15 protein-coding genes and 1 pseudogene are annotated in these 18,916 nt (G+C 45.6%); 6 read left to right on the forward strand and 10 right to left on the reverse strand.

Annotated elements, in window-relative coordinates; genetic code table 11:
- From htpX to def, 3 genes are read right to left on the reverse strand one after another with little or no spacing between them, the layout of a single operon-like run.
- A complete protein-coding gene (gene htpX, locus VC182_RS06730; protein ID WP_323484911.1) occupies nt 1-867 on the reverse strand; it encodes a zinc metalloprotease HtpX in 867 nt (288 codons plus the stop codon).
- Between the two features lie 2 nt (nt 868-869).
- Nucleotides 870-1,868, reverse strand: a complete 999-nt coding sequence (gene fmt / locus VC182_RS06735; protein ID WP_215321235.1) for a methionyl-tRNA formyltransferase — start codon at nt 1,866-1,868, stop codon at nt 870-872.
- Between the two features lie 8 nt (nt 1,869-1,876).
- A complete protein-coding gene (def, locus tag VC182_RS06740) occupies nt 1,877-2,392 on the reverse strand; it encodes a peptide deformylase (RefSeq protein ID WP_215321236.1) in 516 nt (171 codons plus the stop codon).
- 71 nt (nt 2,393-2,463) lie between these two features.
- On the opposite strand from def, the gene dprA reads away from it, so the two are divergent.
- Nucleotides 2,464-3,138: a DNA-processing protein DprA gene (gene dprA, locus VC182_RS06745; protein ID WP_215321237.1), complete on the forward strand. Its 675-nt coding sequence runs from the start codon at nt 2,464-2,466 to the stop codon at nt 3,136-3,138.
- 220 nt (nt 3,139-3,358) lie between these two features.
- The gene (locus tag VC182_RS06750; protein WP_216190673.1) at nt 3,359-6,031 is read left to right on the forward strand and encodes a DNA topoisomerase III; all 2,673 of its coding nucleotides are present in this window, start codon (nt 3,359-3,361) and stop codon (nt 6,029-6,031) included.
- Between the two features lie 59 nt (nt 6,032-6,090).
- On the opposite strand, the pseudogene mnmC reads toward VC182_RS06750, so the two are convergent.
- The 7 genes and pseudogenes from mnmC to rpmH all read right to left on the reverse strand — a co-directional run.
- Nucleotides 6,091-7,092, reverse strand: a pseudogene (mnmC, locus tag VC182_RS06755) (FAD-dependent 5-carboxymethylaminomethyl-2-thiouridine(34) oxidoreductase MnmC); the annotation flags it as partial.
- Between the two features lie 37 nt (nt 7,093-7,129).
- The gene (locus VC182_RS06760) at nt 7,130-8,995 is read right to left on the reverse strand and encodes a phosphoenolpyruvate carboxykinase (GTP) (protein ID WP_072582030.1); all 1,866 of its coding nucleotides are present in this window, start codon (nt 8,993-8,995) and stop codon (nt 7,130-7,132) included.
- 90 nt (nt 8,996-9,085) lie between these two features.
- Nucleotides 9,086-10,447: a tRNA uridine-5-carboxymethylaminomethyl(34) synthesis GTPase MnmE gene (mnmE, locus tag VC182_RS06765; protein ID WP_323484965.1), complete on the reverse strand. Its 1,362-nt coding sequence runs from the start codon at nt 10,445-10,447 to the stop codon at nt 9,086-9,088.
- Nucleotides 10,448-10,490: 43 nt separating this feature from the next.
- The gene (gene yidC, locus VC182_RS06770) at nt 10,491-12,158 is read right to left on the reverse strand and encodes a membrane protein insertase YidC (protein ID WP_323484912.1); all 1,668 of its coding nucleotides are present in this window, start codon (nt 12,156-12,158) and stop codon (nt 10,491-10,493) included.
- A 6-nt stretch (nt 12,159-12,164) separates the two neighbouring features.
- Nucleotides 12,165-12,407: a membrane protein insertion efficiency factor YidD gene (gene yidD, locus VC182_RS06775; RefSeq protein ID WP_323484913.1), complete on the reverse strand. Its 243-nt coding sequence runs from the start codon at nt 12,405-12,407 to the stop codon at nt 12,165-12,167.
- Complete coding sequence (gene rnpA / locus VC182_RS06780) at nt 12,408-12,725, reverse strand: ribonuclease P protein component (protein ID WP_323484914.1); 318 nt, start codon at nt 12,723-12,725, stop codon at nt 12,408-12,410.
- 8 nt (nt 12,726-12,733) lie between these two features.
- Complete coding sequence (gene rpmH, locus VC182_RS06785; RefSeq protein ID WP_011903922.1) at nt 12,734-12,868, reverse strand: 50S ribosomal protein L34; 135 nt, start codon at nt 12,866-12,868, stop codon at nt 12,734-12,736.
- A gap of 222 nt (nt 12,869-13,090) precedes the next feature.
- Between rpmH and dnaA the strand changes: the two genes are divergently transcribed.
- From dnaA to VC182_RS06805, 4 genes are all read left to right on the forward strand, one after another.
- Nucleotides 13,091-14,518, forward strand: coding sequence for a chromosomal replication initiator protein DnaA (dnaA, locus tag VC182_RS06790; RefSeq protein ID WP_323484915.1), 1,428 nt, complete (start codon nt 13,091-13,093; stop codon nt 14,516-14,518).
- A 264-nt stretch (nt 14,519-14,782) separates the two neighbouring features.
- The gene (gene dnaN / locus VC182_RS06795) at nt 14,783-15,898 is read left to right on the forward strand and encodes a DNA polymerase III subunit beta (RefSeq protein ID WP_072582033.1); all 1,116 of its coding nucleotides are present in this window, start codon (nt 14,783-14,785) and stop codon (nt 15,896-15,898) included.
- A gap of 11 nt (nt 15,899-15,909) precedes the next feature.
- Nucleotides 15,910-18,408, forward strand: a complete 2,499-nt coding sequence (gene gyrB, locus VC182_RS06800; protein WP_323484916.1) for a DNA topoisomerase (ATP-hydrolyzing) subunit B — start codon at nt 15,910-15,912, stop codon at nt 18,406-18,408.
- A 3-nt stretch (nt 18,409-18,411) separates the two neighbouring features.
- On the forward strand, nt 18,412-18,906 hold the full coding sequence (locus VC182_RS06805; protein WP_323484917.1) for an SET domain-containing protein: 495 nt from the start codon (nt 18,412-18,414) through the stop codon (nt 18,904-18,906).
- Nucleotides 18,907-18,916: the final 10 nt, after the last annotated feature.

The raw sequence follows: 18,916 nt of genomic DNA on the forward strand, positions 1-18,916 counted from the left end.
TTAATTTGCTCCGGGATATACCCCGTTTTTAGCCATACTCATTAAACGTACCACCCGCTCCTCAGTTGGTGGGTGGGTTGAAAATAGTTGCGCAAGACCGCCGGCACTCAAGGGATTGAGAATCATCATCTGTGCTGTTTCAGGATGTTGTTCAACCGCTTGAAACGGGATGCCTTGTGCATAGTTATGAATTTTTTCTAATGCCTGCGCTAGCGCCTCAGGATCAGCGCTTATTTCTGCACCACCGCGATCTGCCTCGTATTCTCTTGCGCGAGAAATGCTCATTTGAATCAGGCTTGCTGCGATCGGGGCCAAAATTGCCACCATCAAGCTAGCTATCGGATTGTTTGGTCTACCCTCAGAATCGCGCCCACCAAAGAACATGGCAAAGTTAGCCAATGCTGAAATGGCTCCCGCCATAGTGGCGGCGATAGTCGAAATCAAAATATCACGATGGCGAACGTGGGCAAGCTCATGTGCCATCACGCCGCGCAGTTCGCGATTCGAGAGAATTTTCAGAATGCCTGTTGTTGCGGCAACCGATGCATTGTCTGGATTGCGTCCTGTTGCGAAAGCATTAGGAGCATCTTCATTAATTAAAAATACTTTAGGCATCGGCAAGCCAGCCTTCTCCGACAACTCTTTAACGAGTCCGTAAAACTGGGGGGCAGATCTTTCATCAACCTGCTGTGCATTAGTCATCTTCAACACCATGGTGTCGGAAAACCAATAACTGAAAAAATTCATTCCAATGGCCAGTACTAGGGCCATCAACATGCCCTGTTCACCACCCAACATACCGCCAACCACAATAAAGAGTGCAGTAATTGCTGCCATCAAAACAGCAGTCTTTGCAAAATTAAACATTTCTACTCCTTTGTTTTAAAGCGCAACAATTTTTCACCAACACCAATCGGCTGCAAGCACGTTTTGGCATCTATTTTTTTACCGCCCGGTTTTTGCATCTCTAAGACCTCAAGCACCCCTTCACCACACTGTATATATGCGCCCTTATTACCAAACCCAAGGACCTCGCCTACAGTACCGGTGGCGATGACAGCCTTAGGGTCTGCAAGCCTTGAATCCCAAAACTTCACAGCCAGTCCATTGAGATTGCTGCTTGCCCCCGGGAAGGGATTAAAGGCCCGAATACGTTGGTCGATTTCTTTGGCGCTAAGGGCCCAATCGATCTCAGCCTCACTCTTCAGTATTTTTTCAGCGTAAGTAATGCCGTCTTTTTCTTGGGGTACTCGAGATAAATTTTTGTCTTGCTCTAAAGCATTTAAAACATCTACTATCGATTTTGAGCCAAGCTCTGCTAAGCGATCATGCAAGCTTGCGCTCGTTTCATCACGAGCAATTTCAAGTTCCGCGACTAAAACAGTGTCTCCGGTATCCAAACCAGCATCCATTTGCATAATGCAAACCCCCGTTTTGGGATCGCCAGATTCAATTGCTCGCTGAATTGGCGCTGCACCACGCCAACGGGGCAATAGAGAAGCATGAATATTAAAGCTGCCGTGTCTTCCCGCTCTCTCGCTAATATCCAAGACCTCTTGGGGCAAGATCAAACCATAGGCAACTACCACCATGACATCAAAGTCTATAGAGGATAAACGCTCATTAGCGGCTGCAGCTTGAGCCTGCTTTTGCGGATCAGTGCTGGTAATTCGCAATGTCTCTGGTTGCAGCACAGGAATATTTTTTTGCAAAGCAAACTCTTTAACTGGGCTTGCCTGAAGGTGCATACCTCTGCCGGCACGGCGATCAGGCTGCGTTAAAGCCAAAACAATTTCATGACCAGCATCGTAAATTGCGCGCATCGCTTGCGCAGCAAACTCAGGAGTTCCAGCAAAGACAATTTTCATTGGTGCGCTTAGCGCTGACCTACTAATTCTTTAGCGCGCTTCTTCATTTTTTGTGAAATACGAGTTCTTTTGAGTATGGATAAATACTCCACAAACACCTTGCCTTGCAAATGGTCTAACTCGTGCTGCAAACAAACTGCCAATAAACCATCGGCCTCTATTTCAAATTCTTTACCCTCAACATCTAATGCCTTCACTCGAATCTCGGATGGCCTCTCGACTTCGTCATAAAACTCTGGAACAGATAAACAACCTTCGCGCCAAGATTTTGTTTCAGAGCTTGCCCAAACAATTTCTGGGTTGATAAAAACCATCAATTCATTTTGTTCATCAGACACATCAATCACCACAATGCGCTCATGAATATCGACCTGCGTCGCAGCCAAGCCAACGCCGGGAGCGTCATACATAGTGTCTGCCATATCGGCGACAATTTTTTTAATGCGAGCGTCCACTTGCTCCACTGGTTTAGCAACCTTGTGCAAGCGCGGGTCTGGGTAACAAAGGACGGATAACAAAGCCATATAAGAATTATCCAACAGAGCTATCAGTCTGTCCTGATTGCCGCAATTCCCCCAAAGAACAAAATTGATTTATGCAAACTTCGCCGACACCCAATTCCATTCTCCAAGTCAACTGCCAGAGCCCCCATTACCCAAATCGCCTCCATGATTTATATGATCCCCCAGGGTCTCTTTATATCCATGGGGACATTCACCTTCTGAAGAGACCTATGATTGCGATCGTAGGCTCAAGAAACGCCAGCCCTGAAGGTTTAAAAAATGCATGCCTGTTTGCCCAAGCGCTATCGAAAGCGGGCGCCTTGATCGTTTCTGGCCTAGCAAAAGGGGTTGACAGTGCTGCCCATAGGTCTGCCATTGGGCTTGGGCCCAATCACTGCACTGCGGCAATATTAGGAACCGGCATAGATGTTGTCTACCCCCGGCAAAATATCGAACTATCTCGGGCCATCAGCCAGCAGGGCGTATTGGTGTCTGAGTTCCCTCTGGGGTCAGGGCCTAAGGCATGGCACTTTCCTAGAAGAAATCGCATCATTGCCGCTTTAGCGCTTGGCGTCGTTGTAATAGAGGCGGCTGAAAAGTCGGGCTCCCTTATCACTGCTCGCCTGGCCGCAGACCTTGGAAGAGAGGTTTTTGCCCTTCCTGGGCCCATCCACAGCGCAAATTCTGCCGGCTGCCATCTACTTATTCAGCAAGGTGCAAAACTAGCCTTTAGGCCAGACGATGTTCTTGAAGAGCTTTGTTTTTAATTAAAAACTGTCTTTAAATGACTTAAAGGGGGTTTGAACCCAAAACCGGGGGGTATAGGGCCGTCCAAAAGTGGCCAAAAATAGCGGTTTTTGGACTTTTCCCAATTTATCGGTTAATAATAAAAAAGGGTACGCAATTGGCCAAGTCCGATTTTGGTTTAAATTGGCCATCCGTTTTACCCAAAAAACATCATTTCTAGCTCAAATTTAGGCATAACGCGTGGCAACTAAAGCAACTACCAAAAAAAGCAGCCCAAAGACTACCGCTGGGGACCACCCTAAGGCACTTATCATTGCAGAGAAGCCTTCTGTTGCTAATGACATTGCTAAGGCCTTGGGTGGCTTTACAAAGTATGAAGATTATTTTGAGAGCGATGAATTCCTGATCTCTTCTGCGGTTGGCCATTTATTGGAAATTGCCGCCCCCGAAGAATTTGACGTAAAGCGTGGCAAATGGTCATTCGCCAACTTGCCAGTGGTGCCCCCTTATTTTGATTTACGTCCGATTGCAAAAACTGAGTCTCGACTCAAGGTTTTACAAAAGCTCATTAAGCGCAAAGATGTTACCGCCCTCATTAATGCTTGTGACGCAGGACGTGAGGGGGAATTAATTTTCCGCTTGATTGCGCAACACGCAAAGGCGTCGCAATCTATTCAGCGCTTATGGTTGCAATCGATGACTCCAGCCGCCATTCGCGAAGGTTTTACCAATTTACGCAGCGATGAAGATATGAAGCCCCTTGCTGATGCAGCTCGTTGTCGCTCAGAGGCAGACTGGTTGGTCGGCATCAATGGCACCCGCGCAATGACTGCCTTTAATAGTAAGAGCGGCGGCTTCTTCTTAACGACAGTGGGTCGCGTACAAACCCCAACACTTTCTATTGTGGTCGAGCGGGAAGAGCTCATTCGTAAGTTCATCTCTAAAGATTACTGGGAAGTGAAGGCTGAATTTATCGCTGCTGCTGGCGTATACGAAGGTCGCTGGTTTGACCCGAAATTTAAAAAGGATGTTGCAGAGCCAGATGCGCGCGAGAACCGCTTATGGAGTGAAGCCGCAGCTCAAAGTATTGTGGCTGCATGCCGAGGCAAAAAAGCAAATGTCACTGAAGAAGCTAAGCCCGCTACACAGCTTGCTCCTCAACTATTTGATTTAACCAGCTTGCAACGCGAGGCAAACGCGCGTTTTGGATTCTCTGCAAAAAATACATTGGGTCTTGCACAGGCTTTGTATGAGCGCCACAAAGTATTAACCTATCCACGTACCGACGCAAAAGCGCTTCCCGAAGACTACCTCGATACCGTTAAACAAACCATGGAAAACCTTGCCGAGCATTCGCAAGACTATCGTGCTTTTGCTAAACAAATTTTGAAGGGTGACCCGAAGGATCCTAAGGTCAAGTCTGGTTATGGTTGGGTAAAACCAAACAAACGAATTTTTGATAACTCTAAAATTTCTGATCACTTTGCAATCATTCCAACATTAGAAACACCTAAGACTTTAAGCGAGCCCGAAGCCAAGCTCTACGACTTGGTTGTGCGTCGCTTCTTAGCCGTGTTTTATCCTGCCGCAGAGTTCCGCGTGACCACACGCATTACCGAGGCGTCCGGACACCACTTTAAAACCGAAGGTCGTGTTCTTGTAAACCCTGGTTGGCTAACGGTTTATGGCAAATCCAATCAAGCAGACGATGAGCTCGTCCCGGTTCAAGAGGGTGAGGCAGTGCAAACTGAATCTATTGCAGCCGTGCCATTGAAAACCAAGCCTCCAGCACGCTACACAGAAGCAACCTTGCTCTCCGCAATGGAAAGCGCGGGTAAGTGGGTTGATGATGATGACATGCGCGAAGCGATGGCCGAAAAGGGATTGGGTACGCCAGCAACTCGAGCCGCCATTATCGAAGGTCTGCTCGCTGAAAAATACATGGTGCGAGAAGCTCGTGAGTTGATTCCAACAGCTAAAGCGTTCCAATTGATGACTTTGTTGCGCGGCTTAGATGTCGAAGAGTTAACCCGCCCAGATCTCACCGGCAGTTGGGAGAACAAACTTTCTCTCATCGAGCAGGGCAAGATGAATCGCGATACTTTCATGCAAGAGATCGCACAAATGACTCAGCGTATCGTCAAGCGTGCCAAAGAATATGACAGCGATACCATTCCGGGTGACTATGCCACTATGACCACGCCGTGCCCACACTGTAAGGGTCCGGTAAAAGAAAACTATCGTCGTTTTGCCTGTGAAAAGTGCGGCTTTACGATCAGCAAAACGCCTGGTGGACGCGCATTTGAATATCCAGAAGTTGAAGAGTTGTTGCGTGAAAAAACCATTGGACCGCTGCAAGGCTTCCGCAGCAAAATGGGGCGCCCATTTGCAGCCATTATTAAATTAAGCGAAATTCCGGAGGATGACAAAGATTATCCAAATGCGGGCTTCAAACTTGAGTTTGATTTTGGCAACACGCAAGATGATGAGACTGAAGCCGTCGATTTCACGGGCCGTCTGGCGCTAGGCGTTTGTCCAAAATGTTCAGGCGCAGTATATGAAGATGGCATGCGTTACGTTTGCGAAAACAATACTGGCCCCAATAAATCATGTGATTTCAAAACCGGAAAAGTGGTGTTGCAACAAGAGGTGTCACCAGAACAGGTTCAGAAATTGCTGAAAGAGGGTAAGACGGATCTTTTGACCAACTTTAAGTCAAACCGTACTGGGCGTGGCTTTAAGGCCTATTTAGCGCTAGATTCTGCTGGCAAAATTGGTTTTGAATTTGAGGCCAAAGCACCTAAAGCCGAAGGTGCTGCCCCAGCAAAAAAACGGGCAGGCGCTAGTGCGGCGACTAAGTCTGCAGCGAAACCTAAACGAGCAAGTAAAGCAAAGTCATCCTCTAGCAGTTGAGCTGCAATCAGCTTAGCCGCTAGAGCGGACCACAAAATTCCTCTCGACCCCAAGGCAGTAGCTAAAAATATTCCTGGGCGCTGTGTAAGCGCGCCGATGATTGGCAAACGATCTCCAGCCACACAACGCACACCAACAAAATCTCCAGACTTCATTAATGAAGAAAGATTGCCCTCTTCGTAATCTACTAAGCGCTTAGCTTGCTCACGATTGAAGTCGTCACTGATTTCTCTTGGCGAGAGATCATCCTCACCCTCATCAAAACTAGAACCAACAATCCATTGATAGCTACCATCATCAAGTTGCTTGGCTGGCAAACAATATCCATCTCCAGAGATGCCAACTTGGGGTAGTTTTTTGACCCAAAGGTCGCCTTCTTTTACCGTGAAAATACTCAACTGACCACGCACAGGCCTTAAGGGCAACCGAATGCCGATACTGCTCATGAGAGCTTTGGCCTCGATGGCGCAGGCCGCCACAACTTGACTTGCAGTTGCAATCAATTTGTTTGAGACATCAAATAAATGCCACTGATTGCCAAGCTTTTCTAAACGCGCGATGCGCGTATTCCACATACAAGTTAATCGCTGATGTTCTTGTAATAACTCTTTGCTTGTTTCATGTAAATTTAAGCCGGCGCCGCGCGGCAACCAAACACCGCTTTGCTCAATTCCACAAAGTTTTTTAGCTTCTTGGGCATCCATAGCAATCGCCATATCTTCATCAAGATCCAATGCGCGAAGATGTTCTATTGTTTCGGCGCGATCAAAAACCCTATCTTTTTTGGTCGGCTGAAATATCCCGTGCTGTCGCCAGACATGTTTCCAGCGAGCCTCTGCAAGCAAAAATGCAATACGCGTAAGTCGCAATAAACGAGGGGCGCCTTTGCCAATATGCGGATGTGCAATGGCATAAGCATGGCTTGAACAGGCGGCGGCTGGGGAGGGAGCGGTGTCAATAATACAAACAGCTTTGCCACGCTCAAGCAACTCATTTGCAATGGTTGCCCCACAAATGCCTGCCCCAATCACCACTATTTCATGGTGTTGGGGTTTGGTCATTTAAATAAATCTAAGATTAGTAGGTGCTACTAAAAACTTAAGCGTTTAAGCGTTTTTCAATCTTGGTACGCATCTCTGCTAATTCCTTAGGCAGACGATCGCCAAGATGCTCAAACAACTCTGTATGCAGCTTAAGTTCATTTTTCCAGTCATCTACCTTGGCGGTAATGACCTTTTCAAACTTCTCAAGAGAAAAGTCTAAACCCTTCCAATTTATATCGCCGTGCTCTGGAGAAATACCAAATACGGTTTCAACCCCTTTTGCAGTGCCCTCTGCGCGGCCCAAGATCCACGCCAGAACGCGCATATTTTCACCATAGCCAGGCCAAACAAACTTGCCGTCATCGCCTTTGCGGAACCAGTTCACGCAATAGATCTTGGGCAATACAGCGCCTTCAGCTTCAAGCTTCTTACCGATATTGAGCCAATGCTGGAAGTAGTCACTCATGTTGTAGCCAGCAAAAGCAATCATTGCGAATGGGTCTCGACGAACAACGCCAACCTGACCCGTAATGGCAGCAGTGGTCTCTGAGCCCATTGTTGCGGCCATATAAACGCCCTCTACCCAGTCGCGCGCTTCACTAACGAGAGGCACAGTAGTTGAACGGCGACCGCCGAACAAGAACGCATCAATCGGAACGCCTTCTGGATCATCCCACTTAGAATCAACGGCAGGATTGTTTGTGGCTGCCATTGTGAAGCGAGAGTTTGCATGAGCGGCTTTACGGCCAGCAGCACCATCAGCCGGAGTCCAATCCTTACCTTGCCAGTCAATCAAATGTGCGGGCGGTGTTTCTGTTAATCCTTCCCACCAAACATCACCATCATCAGTTAAACCAACGTTTGTAAAGATTACATCTTCGTTTAATGAATCGATGCAATTTGGATTTGTTTGACGATTTGTTCCCGGAGCGACGCCAAAATAACCAGACTCGGGGTTGATCGCAAATAAACGGGTTTTGCCTGTGACGGGATCTTTGCGTGGTTTGATCCATGCAATGTCGTCACCAATCGTTGTTACCTTCCAACCATCAAATCCTGCTGGCGGAATCATCATTGAGAAATTGGTTTTGCCACATGCAGATGGGAATGCTGCTGCTACGTGATATTTTTTTCCTTCGGGCGAAGTAACGCCCAAAATCAACATATGCTCAGCAAGCCATCCTTGCTCGCGCCCCATGTTAGAAGCAATGCGTAAGGCAAAGCATTTTTTACCCAGCAATGCATTGCCGCCGTAACCTGAACCAAAAGACCAGATTTCGCGGGTTTCTGGATAGTGAACGATATATTTAGTTTTGTTGTTTGGCCAAGCCATGTCCTTTTCGCCCGGGCTCAATGGCTTGCCAACTGTATGGATACAAGGAACAAACTCGCCGTCGGCACCAAGCTGATCAATTACCGCTTTACCCATGCGAGTCATCAACTTCATGTTGATCGCAACATAAGGGCTGTCAGACAACTCAACGCCAATGTGTGCAATTGGTGAGCCAATTGGGCCCATTGAAAATGGCACAACGTACATTGTTCTTCCGCGCATGGAGCCATCGAACAATGGGTGCAATGTTGCACGCATTTCTGCTGGGTTTACCCAGTTGTTAGTTGGGCCTGCATCCTCTTGTTTAGCCGAACAAATGTAGGTGCGGTCCTCAACACGCGCAACGTCATCCGGGTCAGATAAGGCTAAAAATGAATTTTTACGCTTGGCTGGATTGAGGCGCTTGAAAACGCCCGCCTTTACCAACAATTCACATAACTCGTCATACTCTGCCTGCGATCCATCGCACCAACGAATAGCATCAGGCTTGGTAAGAGCAGCCACCTCGCCAACCCACTCAACTAAACGCTTGTTTTTTACGTAAGCTGGCGCATTTACATTAATCTGGCCGCTGGTAGTTGAAGTCATATGTTTCCCTATGAAGGTTGAATTTTTTAATCCGACAATTTTATCATTTTGGGCAAATTTTTACCTCCACCCACACACAGCACAAACCCTTTACTTGCCAATACAGAACTGGCTGAAGATTTTCCCCAAAAGGTCGTCTGGAAGCAGTTTTCCAGTAACTTCACCCAAATGTCTTTGGGCCAAAGAGAGCTCTTCTGCAAATAATTCGAGAGAATTGTTGCCATTTGCAGCGAATTCTTCTGATTTTTCAATATGTTCGGCTGCACGCTCTATGCAGTCCAAATGTCTTCTACGAGCCAAAATAGCACCCTCCTGGGGTCCAGCCCAGCCCACAAGCTCCAAAATCTTCTGTTTTAGCCCCTCAATTCCCTCTCCGGTTTTGGCGGAAATCAGCAAAGATTCTCTGGACGCAGTTTTTGATGATTCTTGGAGCAAATCAGCCTTATTCACAAGCTCAAGCACAGCGCATTTGGGTGGTAATTCCCTCAAAATCTGGGTTTTTAGGTCGTCCTGTTGGGGGGGCGACTGAGCATCAGTCAAAAAAATCACTACGTCTGCCAAACGAATGGCATCCCAGGATCTTTCAATGCCCTTTGCCTCCACAACATCAGTTGTTTCGCGCAGACCAGCTGTATCAATAATGTGCATGGGCACGCCGTCAATGGTGATGCTTTCTTTAACCCGGTCTCGGGTTGTCCCAGCAATAGGAGTAACAATGGCCACCTCTTCACCGGCCAAGCGATTAAGCAAAGAGCTTTTCCCTACATTGGGTGCTCCAGCCAACACTAGCTGAATGCCGTCACGCAAAATTTTTCCCTGCTTAGCGCCAGCACGTAAAGCCTGTAACTTTTCTTTAACGGCGGTTAAGCGCTGGCGTGCCTGAGCGTTTTCTAGAAACTCAATTTCTTCTTCTGGGAAATCTAAAGTTGACTCAACCAAAATTCTGAGTTGAGTAATTTCTTCAATGAGATTGTTAATGTCATCAGAAAAAGCACCCTGCAAAGAACGCGCTGCACCGCGAACAGCTGCCTCGCTTTGCGCGTCTATTAAATCTGCAATAGCCTCAGCCTGGGTTAAATCAATCTTGTTGTTGAGATAGGCGCGCAGGGTAAATTCGCCAGGCTCCGCAATGACAAGCCCCTCGTCTTTGCCCAACTCAAGACAGCGCTTCATCACTAGCTCAAGAAGTTGTGGTCCACCATGACACTGAAGCTCTAAAACATCTTCACCCGTAAAAGAGGCTGGTCCAACAAAATAAATTGCAATGAGCTGATCAATGGCTTGGCCATTCTCATCACAGAGTGTTAATAAGTTTGCTTGTCTTGGGGAAAGATTTTTTTGAAACAGGGCGCTCGTCATCGCGCTTAAATTTTTCCCACTAATGCGAATAACTCCGACGCCCGCCTTGCCGGGCGCGGTTGCAACAGCAATGATGGGCAATTTTCTTGTCATCATTGCTGTTTATTTATTACAAGCGAGTTATGCTGCGCTCAAACTACTTAGCGGGCTTTTTTCCAAAAATCCGATTAATCTGCCATTGTTGAGTAATCGACAGGATATTGTTGGTGACCCAATACAACACCAAACCGGCAGGAAAAAAGAAGAACATGATTGAAAAGACGATCGGCATGTACATCATCACCTTCGCCTGAATTGGGTCTGGAGGCGTTGGGTTCAACTTCGTTTGCACAAACATCGAGACAGCCATGACGACTGGCAGAATGTAGTACGGATCAGGCACTGAGAGGTCGTGAATCCACAAAACCCATGGTGCACCGCGCATCTCAACTGATGACAGCAGCACCCAATACAAAGAAATAAACACGGGGATCTGAATCACAACTGGTAAACATCCACCCACCGGGTTAATCTTTTCCTTGCGATACATCTCCATCATGGCTTGATTGAGTTTTTGTGGTTCGCCCTTGTACTGCTCCTTCATAGCCGCCAAGCGTGGCTGAACTTCCTTCATGCGAGCCATAGACTTGTAACTTGCAGCAGACAAGGGGAAGAAAACCAGTTTGATCAAAATGGTTAATAAAATAATAGACCAGCCCCAGTTACCAGCAATATTGTGAATGTGCTCCAGCAACCAAAAAATAGGTTTGGCCAGAATAGTTAGATAGCCATAGTCTTTAAGCAGCTCCAGTCCAGGTGCTATGGTTTCCAACATGCGCTCTTCTTGTGGACCAACAAATAACTGCGCATTAGCGATTAATGTGGTTCCAGCTGGAATTGCGCCTAATTGTGTCTGCATTCCGACTCGGTACAAATCACTATCGATTTTTCCTGAGTAAATATCTCGCGGCAATTTGTCATCTGGAATCCATGCACTAGCGAAGTAGTGTTGAACCATAGCAACCCAGCCAGGCTGTCCAGCCGATATCTGTGCGGGTGCAGTAAATTTATTTTTCTCTATATCTGTAAATGGGACTTTTTTAAACTTATTCCCATCGGTATAAATTGCTGGCCCAGTAAAAGTGCTTGCAGAAAAAGCACCTCCAAAAGGTCCAATTTTTTGCTCCTGGGAGCCGTCTCGCACAATCTCTGTATACAAACTCAGTGGAGCTCCATTTGCTGCCACCTGTGTAACCCGATGCCCAACATAAACATCGTAACTTTGAGGATTCAGGAGAAATGTTTTTTCTAGTTTCACACCGTTACGCTCGGCGGAAAGAACCAAAAACGGTCTACCAGACTCGTCTTTACCTGAGCGGTCAAGCTTAAATGTGCTGGTATGGTTGGGCAAATCTGCATTACCAACAGCTACCAAACCTGAGCGAGCTACATAGGTGTGGGTAGGTGTATGTTGGAAAATTTCTACTGGTTTTTGATCTGCGGTTAGTTCTTTTAATAATTTCGCACCAACGACGTTTGCGCCCGCAGAACTTATCTCCAATGAAAGAAGTTCGTTAGACAAAACAAATTTTTCAGCGCTCTCGCCCGTTATTGTTTTGGAGTTGGGCGCCTGGGTAATAGGTGTGCCCGCTATTGCCGCTGGGGCATCAACCTTGAGTGGTGTCGCCTTATCGTTAGATGAAGCAACAACAGCTGGAGATCCGCCAAACAAGGATGGCTTGCCCTCATGAACCTGCCAATTGTTGTAGAGCATGAGACCCGACATCGAGAATACTGCCCAAAGAATTGTTTTTTTAAAGTCCATTTATATTCACTTAAGTTGGTGTTTTGTATCTTTTACAGCAGGATCATAACCGCCGTGTGACAAAGGGTTGCAGCGCAAAATACGCCACACCGTAAGACCAAAGCTTTTAATAAATCCGTAGTGACTAAAGCAGTCACATGCATATTGCGAACAGCTGGGAACGTACTTGCAGTGCATGCCTAAATACGGGCTTAAAGCGAGTTGATATATTTTTACCAACTTAATTGCCGCATTATTTAAGGCTCGCACCTAAATCAGCCCCGAAATTTGAGAGCGCAAAATTTCTTTTTCTTTATTTCTGAGTCTGCCTCGAGTTTCGCGACCAATTGGTTTTTTGAGCTTAACCACAACATCTTTGTTTAATGTACTGGCTTGAGCCATCCAAACCAATTCGCGAATCATCCGCTTTAGGCGGTTTCGATCAACCGCTCTTTTGGCTAGCTTCTTTGCTACTGCAACCCCCAAGTCAGGTTTAACGCCCCCTTGAGTGGATGCAAAATACATACCCCAATACAAACTTGTCTTGGGGCGTGTTTTTAGTAATTCAGAAATCCTTGCGCTATTCAATGGCTAAATTACACAGCCAAACGCTTGCGGCCTTTTGCACGACGAGCATTTAAAACTGCGCGTCCGCTTTTGGTTTTCATGCGAATACGGAAACCGTGTGTACGCTTACGACGGGTTACTGAGGGTTGGTAAGTTCTTTTCATGTTCGATCCCTGGAAAACCAAGTATTTTCCTTGTTGCAGAGCAAAAGGTCAATCCATCTTGATGAATATGTAGGTGTTTTTCTCTATTTTTATTTAAATTTCTCTTAAATCTTTAATTTAAATAGAGATTTTTCTATTATTCACAAGTTATCCACAGCTTTTCCACGTTTTTGTTGCTTGTGGATAACTTTGCAGCATCGCTACAATGGATCCTCCAAAAATATGAGCAACTTACACAATCCTCCCGCCTTGAATTCAATTAGCCCACTGGGGTTCTGGGATGATGCTATCGGCATTTTATCCCGCGAACTGTCGCCCCAACAGTTTAAAACATGGATTCAACCCCTTACTTTATTATCTTTTATTGAAAGTGATGACTCACTAACAATTGGAGCCCCCAATCGATTTAAGTTGGACTGGACCAAAAAGACATTTGCCGACCGCTTCCAAGAGCTGGCCTCCCAGTATTTTGGGCGCCCCATTAATGTCGGTTTTACACTCTCTGTCGAGGGTGGCGCAACCAATACTGCACCCCCCGTATCACTGGAAGAGCCCATTGAAAAAAATGTTTCTGCGGAGACACCGGAACCGAACATATTGGTAGAAGAGAGTGCTTTTGAGATTGAAGATCACTCAAAACTCAACCCGAACCTTACTTTTGAAACGTTTGTTACTGGCAAAGCCAATCAACTTGCTAGGGCAGCGTCGATTCAGGTGGCGCATAACCCTGGAACCTCTTACAACCCCATGTTCTTATATGGTGGGGTAGGTCTGGGTAAGACCCATTTAATTCATGCGATTGGCAACCACCTCTTAAAAGAGAAGCCAAACGCCCGTATTCGCTATATCCACGCCGAACAGTATGTTTCAGATGTGGTCCGCGCATACCAACAAAAGGCGTTTGACCGCTTTAAGCGCTACTACCACTCCTTAGACCTCTTACTTATTGATGATATTCAGTTTTTTAGCGGCAAATCCAGGACTCAGGAAGAGTTTTTCTACGCTTTTGAGGCTTTATTAAGCAACAAAGCCCAAGTCATTATTACTAGCGATACCTACCCCAAGGAAATGGCGGGTATTGATGATCGCCTTATTTCCCGCTTTGATTCTGGGCTAACGGTTGCCATTGAGCCGCCAGAACTAGAAATGCGTGTCGCTATTTTGATGAAAAAGGCAATTAGTGAAGGCATACCCATGAGTGAGGACGTTGCATTCTTTGTGGCCAAACACTTACGCTCAAACGTTCGGGAGCTAGAGGGGGCTTTGAGAAAGATTTTGGCGTTTGTTCGATTCCATGGTCGCGAAGTCACGATTGAGGTTGCCAGAACAGCCCTAAAAGACCTGCTTTCTATTCAAAATCGTCAAATTTCTGTCGAAAACATTCAAAAAGCGGTTGCTGATTTCTATAGCATTAAGGTTGCAGACATGTACTCCAAAAGGCGCCCGGCTAATATTGCTCGGCCCCGTCAAATTGCAATGTTTATGGCTAAAGAATTGACACAAAAAAGCTTGCCGGAGATTGGTGAATTATTTGGCGGTAGGGACCACACAACCGTCCTGCACGCTGTTCGCAAGATTGCAGATGAGCGGGCACATGATGGGCAGCTAAACCATGAGATTCACGTTATTGAGCAAACCTTAAAGGCGTAGTTTTTTGCTTGTGGATAAGGTTGTGGACAACCCTAGGGATAAGTTTGGGGATTGGATGTGGATAAATTGTGGAAAGGTTCAGCTTCATGCAAAAATAGGGTGTTGATAAAAAGTTATCCCCTTTTTATGCAGTGCTTATACAAGAGTTTTCCACAGGTTTTTTAGTCTTCAATGTGTTGTTTTATAAGGGGTTTTTGACTTATCCACGGAATTTCGAACCCTTATTACTATTACTACTAAGATATATACAAGGATTTAAAAGCAATGCAACTCGTTAACACTTCTCGCGATAGCCTACTAAAACCACTTCAGGTTGTTAGTGGAATTGTTGAACGCAGACACACGCTGCCAATTTTGGCAAATCTCTTATTTAAAAAAGTTGGAGAAAAAGTTTCATTCATCTCCACTGATATTGAAATTCAAATTACAACAAACGCCAATTTTGGTGTTGGTACAGAAGATGTAACAACAACTGTTGCCGCTAGAAAACTTTTAGATATTTTGCGTGCATTGCCAGAGGGTCCGGTATCTTTAAATCTTAAAGATAATAAGATGGTTGTTCAAAGTGGCAAAAGCCGCTTCTCTTTGCAAACACTTTCTGCAACTGAGTTTCCAGTGATGCAAAGTGTGGGTGAGGTAACCGCTGCTTGGAAGATGTCACAAAAGAGTTTTCGTCAACTCATTAGCCAAGTACATTTTTCAATGGCACAACAAGATATTCGTTATTACTTAAATGGGATGTTGTTGGTAATTGAGGGTAAAGAGGTGGTTGCGGTGGCAACAGATGGCCACCGCCTTGCTTACTCTCAGGTTGAGCTTGCAGAAGCCCCATCAGGCTCTGGTCAAAAACAAGAAATCATTATTCCTCGCAAAACAATTTTGGAGTGTCAACATTTACTCGAGGACTCTGATGAATCCTTAGAAATTAGCTTGACAGCTAATCAAGTGAAGTTTGCGTTTGGTGATATTGAGTTAATTTCGAAATTAGTTGAGGGTAAGTTCCCAGATTTCCAAAGGGTGATTCCGAAGGGGCATAAAAACTCACTCGTAGTTGGTCGTGATGCCCTTCAATCAGCACTCCAGCGTGCTGCTATTTTGACAACAGATAAATTTAAAGGTGTCCGTTTCTCTCTTTCTCCAAACCGCATAACAATCCAATCAACCAATGCTGAGCAAGAAGAGGCTCAAGAGGAGATTGAGACTGAGTATGCTGGTGATGCGGTAGAAATTGGATTTAACGTTAGCTATTTGTTGGATGTTTTATCAAACCTAAAGAGCGAAAAGATTCAAATTAGCTTAGGTGATGCAAATAGCAGTGCCGTAATTACTCTGCCTGGCTCAGAGAGTTTTAAGTATGTTGTGATGCCAATGCGTATTTAACTTAGAAAAAAATGACTGAAGAAAAAAAAGTAGTAGAGCAGTACGGCGCTGCATCGATTCAAATCCTAGAGGGTCTTGAGGCTGTTCGTAAACGTCCTGGTATGTATATCGGAGATACATCCGATGGCACGGGTCTGCACCACCTTGTATTTGAAGTTTTGGATAACTCTATTGACGAAGCTTTGGCTGGCTATTGTTCTGAAATCACAGTTGTTATCCAAACTGATAACTCTATTTCTATTGTCGATAATGGTCGTGGTGTCCCAACAGGGATTAAATACGACGATAAGCATGAGCCGAAACGCAGTGCCGCTGAAATTGTTATGACCGAGCTACATGCAGGCGGTAAGTTCGATCAAAATAGTTACAAAGTTTCTGGCGGTCTACATGGTGTGGGTGTTAGCTGTGTAAATGCGCTATCTAAATGGTTGAAGCTAACCATTCGTCGTGATGGTAAAGCTCATTACATGGAGTTTGCACGCGGCGTTATTCAAAATCGCAATATTGTTGATGAGAATGGCGTTTTAGTTTCCCCAATCACTGTTACTGGCGACACTGAGCTATCGGGAACCGAAGTTCACTTTTTGGCCGACGAGACAATTTTTGGAAATGTTGAGTTTCATTATGAAATTTTAGTTAAGCGTATTCGCGAGCTCTCATTCTTAAACAACGGCGTTCACATTAAACTGATTGATCAACGTACCGGTCAAGAAGAAGACTTTGCTTTCTCTGGTGGTGTAAAAGGGTTTGTTGAGTACATCAATCAAACTAAAAATGTACTGCACCCCAACATTTTTTATGCTGAAGGTAATCGCCCTTCAGACCTAGGCGGTCAAATTACTGCTGAAGTATCTATGCAATGGAATGACAGTTTTAGTGAGCAAGTACTTTGTTTTACTAACAACATTCCGCAGCGGGATGGTGGAACACACTTGACCGGCTTGCGTGCCGCAATGACGCGTGTCATTAATAAATACATTGATGAGCATGAAGTTGCCAAGAAAGCAAAAGTAGAAATTTCTGGTGATGACATGCGCGAGGGCTTGGCCTGTGTTTTGTCGGTGAAGGTTCCAGAACCAAAATTCTCCAGCCAAACAAAAGATAAATTAGTTTCTAGTGAGGTGCGTGGTCCAGTTGAAGAAATTGTTGCCGAAGCATTGAGTGCATATCTCCAAGAACGCCCAGCTGACGCGAAGATTCTGTGCGGTAAGATTGTTGATGCGGCCCGTGCTCGAGAAGCCGCACGCAAAGCGCGCGACATGACTAGACGTAAGGGTGTGTTAGATGGGCTTGGCCTGCCTGGTAAGTTGGCCGACTGCCAAGAAAAAGATCCAACAAAATCTGAACTCTTTATTGTCGAGGGAGACTCCGCGGGGGGCTCTGCCAAACAAGGACGTGATCGTCGCTTTCAAGCAATTCTTCCTTTAAAAGGAAAAATCCTTAACGTTGAAAAAGCACGTTTTGACAAAATGCTTGCCAGCCAAGAGGTGGTTACTTTAATTACCGTTCTGGGCACCGGCATTGGGATTGAAGAATATAAGGCGGATAAATTGCGTTATCACCGCATCATTATCATGACCGATGCGGACGTTGACGGCAGCCACATTCGCACCCTGCTGTTAACCTTCTTTTATAGACAGATGCCTGAGTTGATCGAGCGTGGTCATATCTATATTGCTCAACCACCTCTTTACAAAGTAAAGTTTGGCAAGAATGAGCAGTACATTAAAGACGACAACGAGCTAAATCAGTTGCTGTTAAAAATTGCACTTGAAACAGCATCCCTACAAACACCGTCAGGCGAAATTATTGAGGGTGAGGCGCTCAATGAGTTGGCAAAACACTATCAAGTGATTCAGTCGATTGTTGACCGCTTGTCTCGCACCATTGACGAAGATGCTCTGCGATCAATTGCTTCGGGAACACCATTAAATCTGGATACAGAAAAATCAGCAAATGAATCTGCTGATCGCTTAAGGCAAGCGCTTGCGGATTCTTTGAATCCTTTAGCTTTGCCACCAGAAATTATTGTTCAAAAGGAAGACCGTACTGAGCGCTTCCGTTTATTGTTATCGCGCCGCATTCATGGGAATCTGAAGCTCTCTTCCATTAACTCTGACTTTGTTCATGGTGATGATTACCAAAGCCTTGCAAATGCCGCAGCTGTTTTATCGGGCAAGGTTGTGGCAGGCTCCAAGGTTCGTCGTGGCGATCCAGATAAAAATCAAAAAGAGCAAACTATTGGTAACTTTAGGGCCGCCTTTGCTTGGTTGTTGTCTGAGGCAGAGCGTGTATTGAGTCGTCAACGCTATAAAGGTCTTGGCGAGATGAATCCATCGCAGCTGTGGGAAACCACTATGGATGCAAGCTCTAGAACACTCTTGCAGGTAAAAATTGAAGATGCCATTGCTGCGGACCAAGTCTTTACTACGCTCATGGGGGATGAGGTTGAGCCTCGTCGTGCATTTATTGAAAAAAACGCCCTTATTGCCCGCAACCTAGACGTTTAATTTATGACATCCAAAAAATTAAAACCACCCAAGGTGGACCGATCCTCTATTGTTGTGAAATCTTCGCCTATTCACGGAAAAGGCGTATTTGTTGTCAAACCCATTAAAAAGGGCCAGGCAATTATTGAATACAAAGGCGAGCGCATCAGTTGGAAGCTTGCAGAGAGGCGCCACCCCCATGACCCTAAAGACCCTAATCACACTTTTTACTTTTCATTAGAAGATGGTCGTGTGATTGATGCGAAATATGGCGGGAATGCTGCGCGCTGGATCAACCATTCATGTAAGCCAATCTGCGAAACCCGGGAAGACAGTTTTGATGGTGAGCCCCGCGTATTTATTTATGCAAAGCGCGCCCTTAAGGTTGGTGAGGAGTTATTTTATGACTACTCACTTGATGTTGAGGGCAAGATTACGAAGCAAATGAAAAAAGATTACGAATGTCGTTGTGGTGCAAAAAAATGTCGTGGCACCATGCTTGCAACCAAAGATAATTAAAAATAATTTT

Source organism: Polynucleobacter sp. AP-Nickl1-40-C4 (genome assembly GCF_035012665.1).
GTDB lineage: Bacteria > Pseudomonadota > Gammaproteobacteria > Burkholderiales > Burkholderiaceae > Polynucleobacter.

Excerpts from the sequence above, each read along its gene's own strand:
- htpX (WP_323484911.1), bottom strand. The coding sequence starts at position 867 with ATGTTTAATTTTGCAAAGACTGCTGTTTTGATGGCAGCAATTACTGCA.
- fmt (WP_215321235.1), bottom strand. The coding sequence starts at position 1,868 with ATGAAAATTGTCTTTGCTGGAACTCCTGAGTTTGCTGCGCAAGCGATG.
- def (WP_215321236.1), bottom strand. The coding sequence starts at position 2,392 with ATGGCTTTGTTATCCGTCCTTTGTTACCCAGACCCGCGCTTGCACAAG.
- dprA (WP_215321237.1), top strand. The coding sequence starts at position 2,464 with ATGCAAACTTCGCCGACACCCAATTCCATTCTCCAAGTCAACTGCCAG.
- VC182_RS06760 (WP_072582030.1), bottom strand. The coding sequence starts at position 8,995 with ATGACTTCAACTACCAGCGGCCAGATTAATGTAAATGCGCCAGCTTAC.
- mnmE (WP_323484965.1), bottom strand. The coding sequence starts at position 10,447 with ATGACAAGAAAATTGCCCATCATTGCTGTTGCAACCGCGCCCGGCAAG.
- yidC (WP_323484912.1), bottom strand. The coding sequence starts at position 12,158 with ATGGACTTTAAAAAAACAATTCTTTGGGCAGTATTCTCGATGTCGGGT.
- rpmH (WP_011903922.1), bottom strand. The coding sequence starts at position 12,868 with ATGAAAAGAACTTACCAACCCTCAGTAACCCGTCGTAAGCGTACACAC.
- dnaA (WP_323484915.1), top strand. The coding sequence starts at position 13,091 with ATGAGCAACTTACACAATCCTCCCGCCTTGAATTCAATTAGCCCACTG.
- dnaN (WP_072582033.1), top strand. The coding sequence starts at position 14,783 with ATGCAACTCGTTAACACTTCTCGCGATAGCCTACTAAAACCACTTCAG.
- gyrB (WP_323484916.1), top strand. The coding sequence starts at position 15,910 with ATGACTGAAGAAAAAAAAGTAGTAGAGCAGTACGGCGCTGCATCGATT.
- VC182_RS06805 (WP_323484917.1), top strand. The coding sequence starts at position 18,412 with ATGACATCCAAAAAATTAAAACCACCCAAGGTGGACCGATCCTCTATT.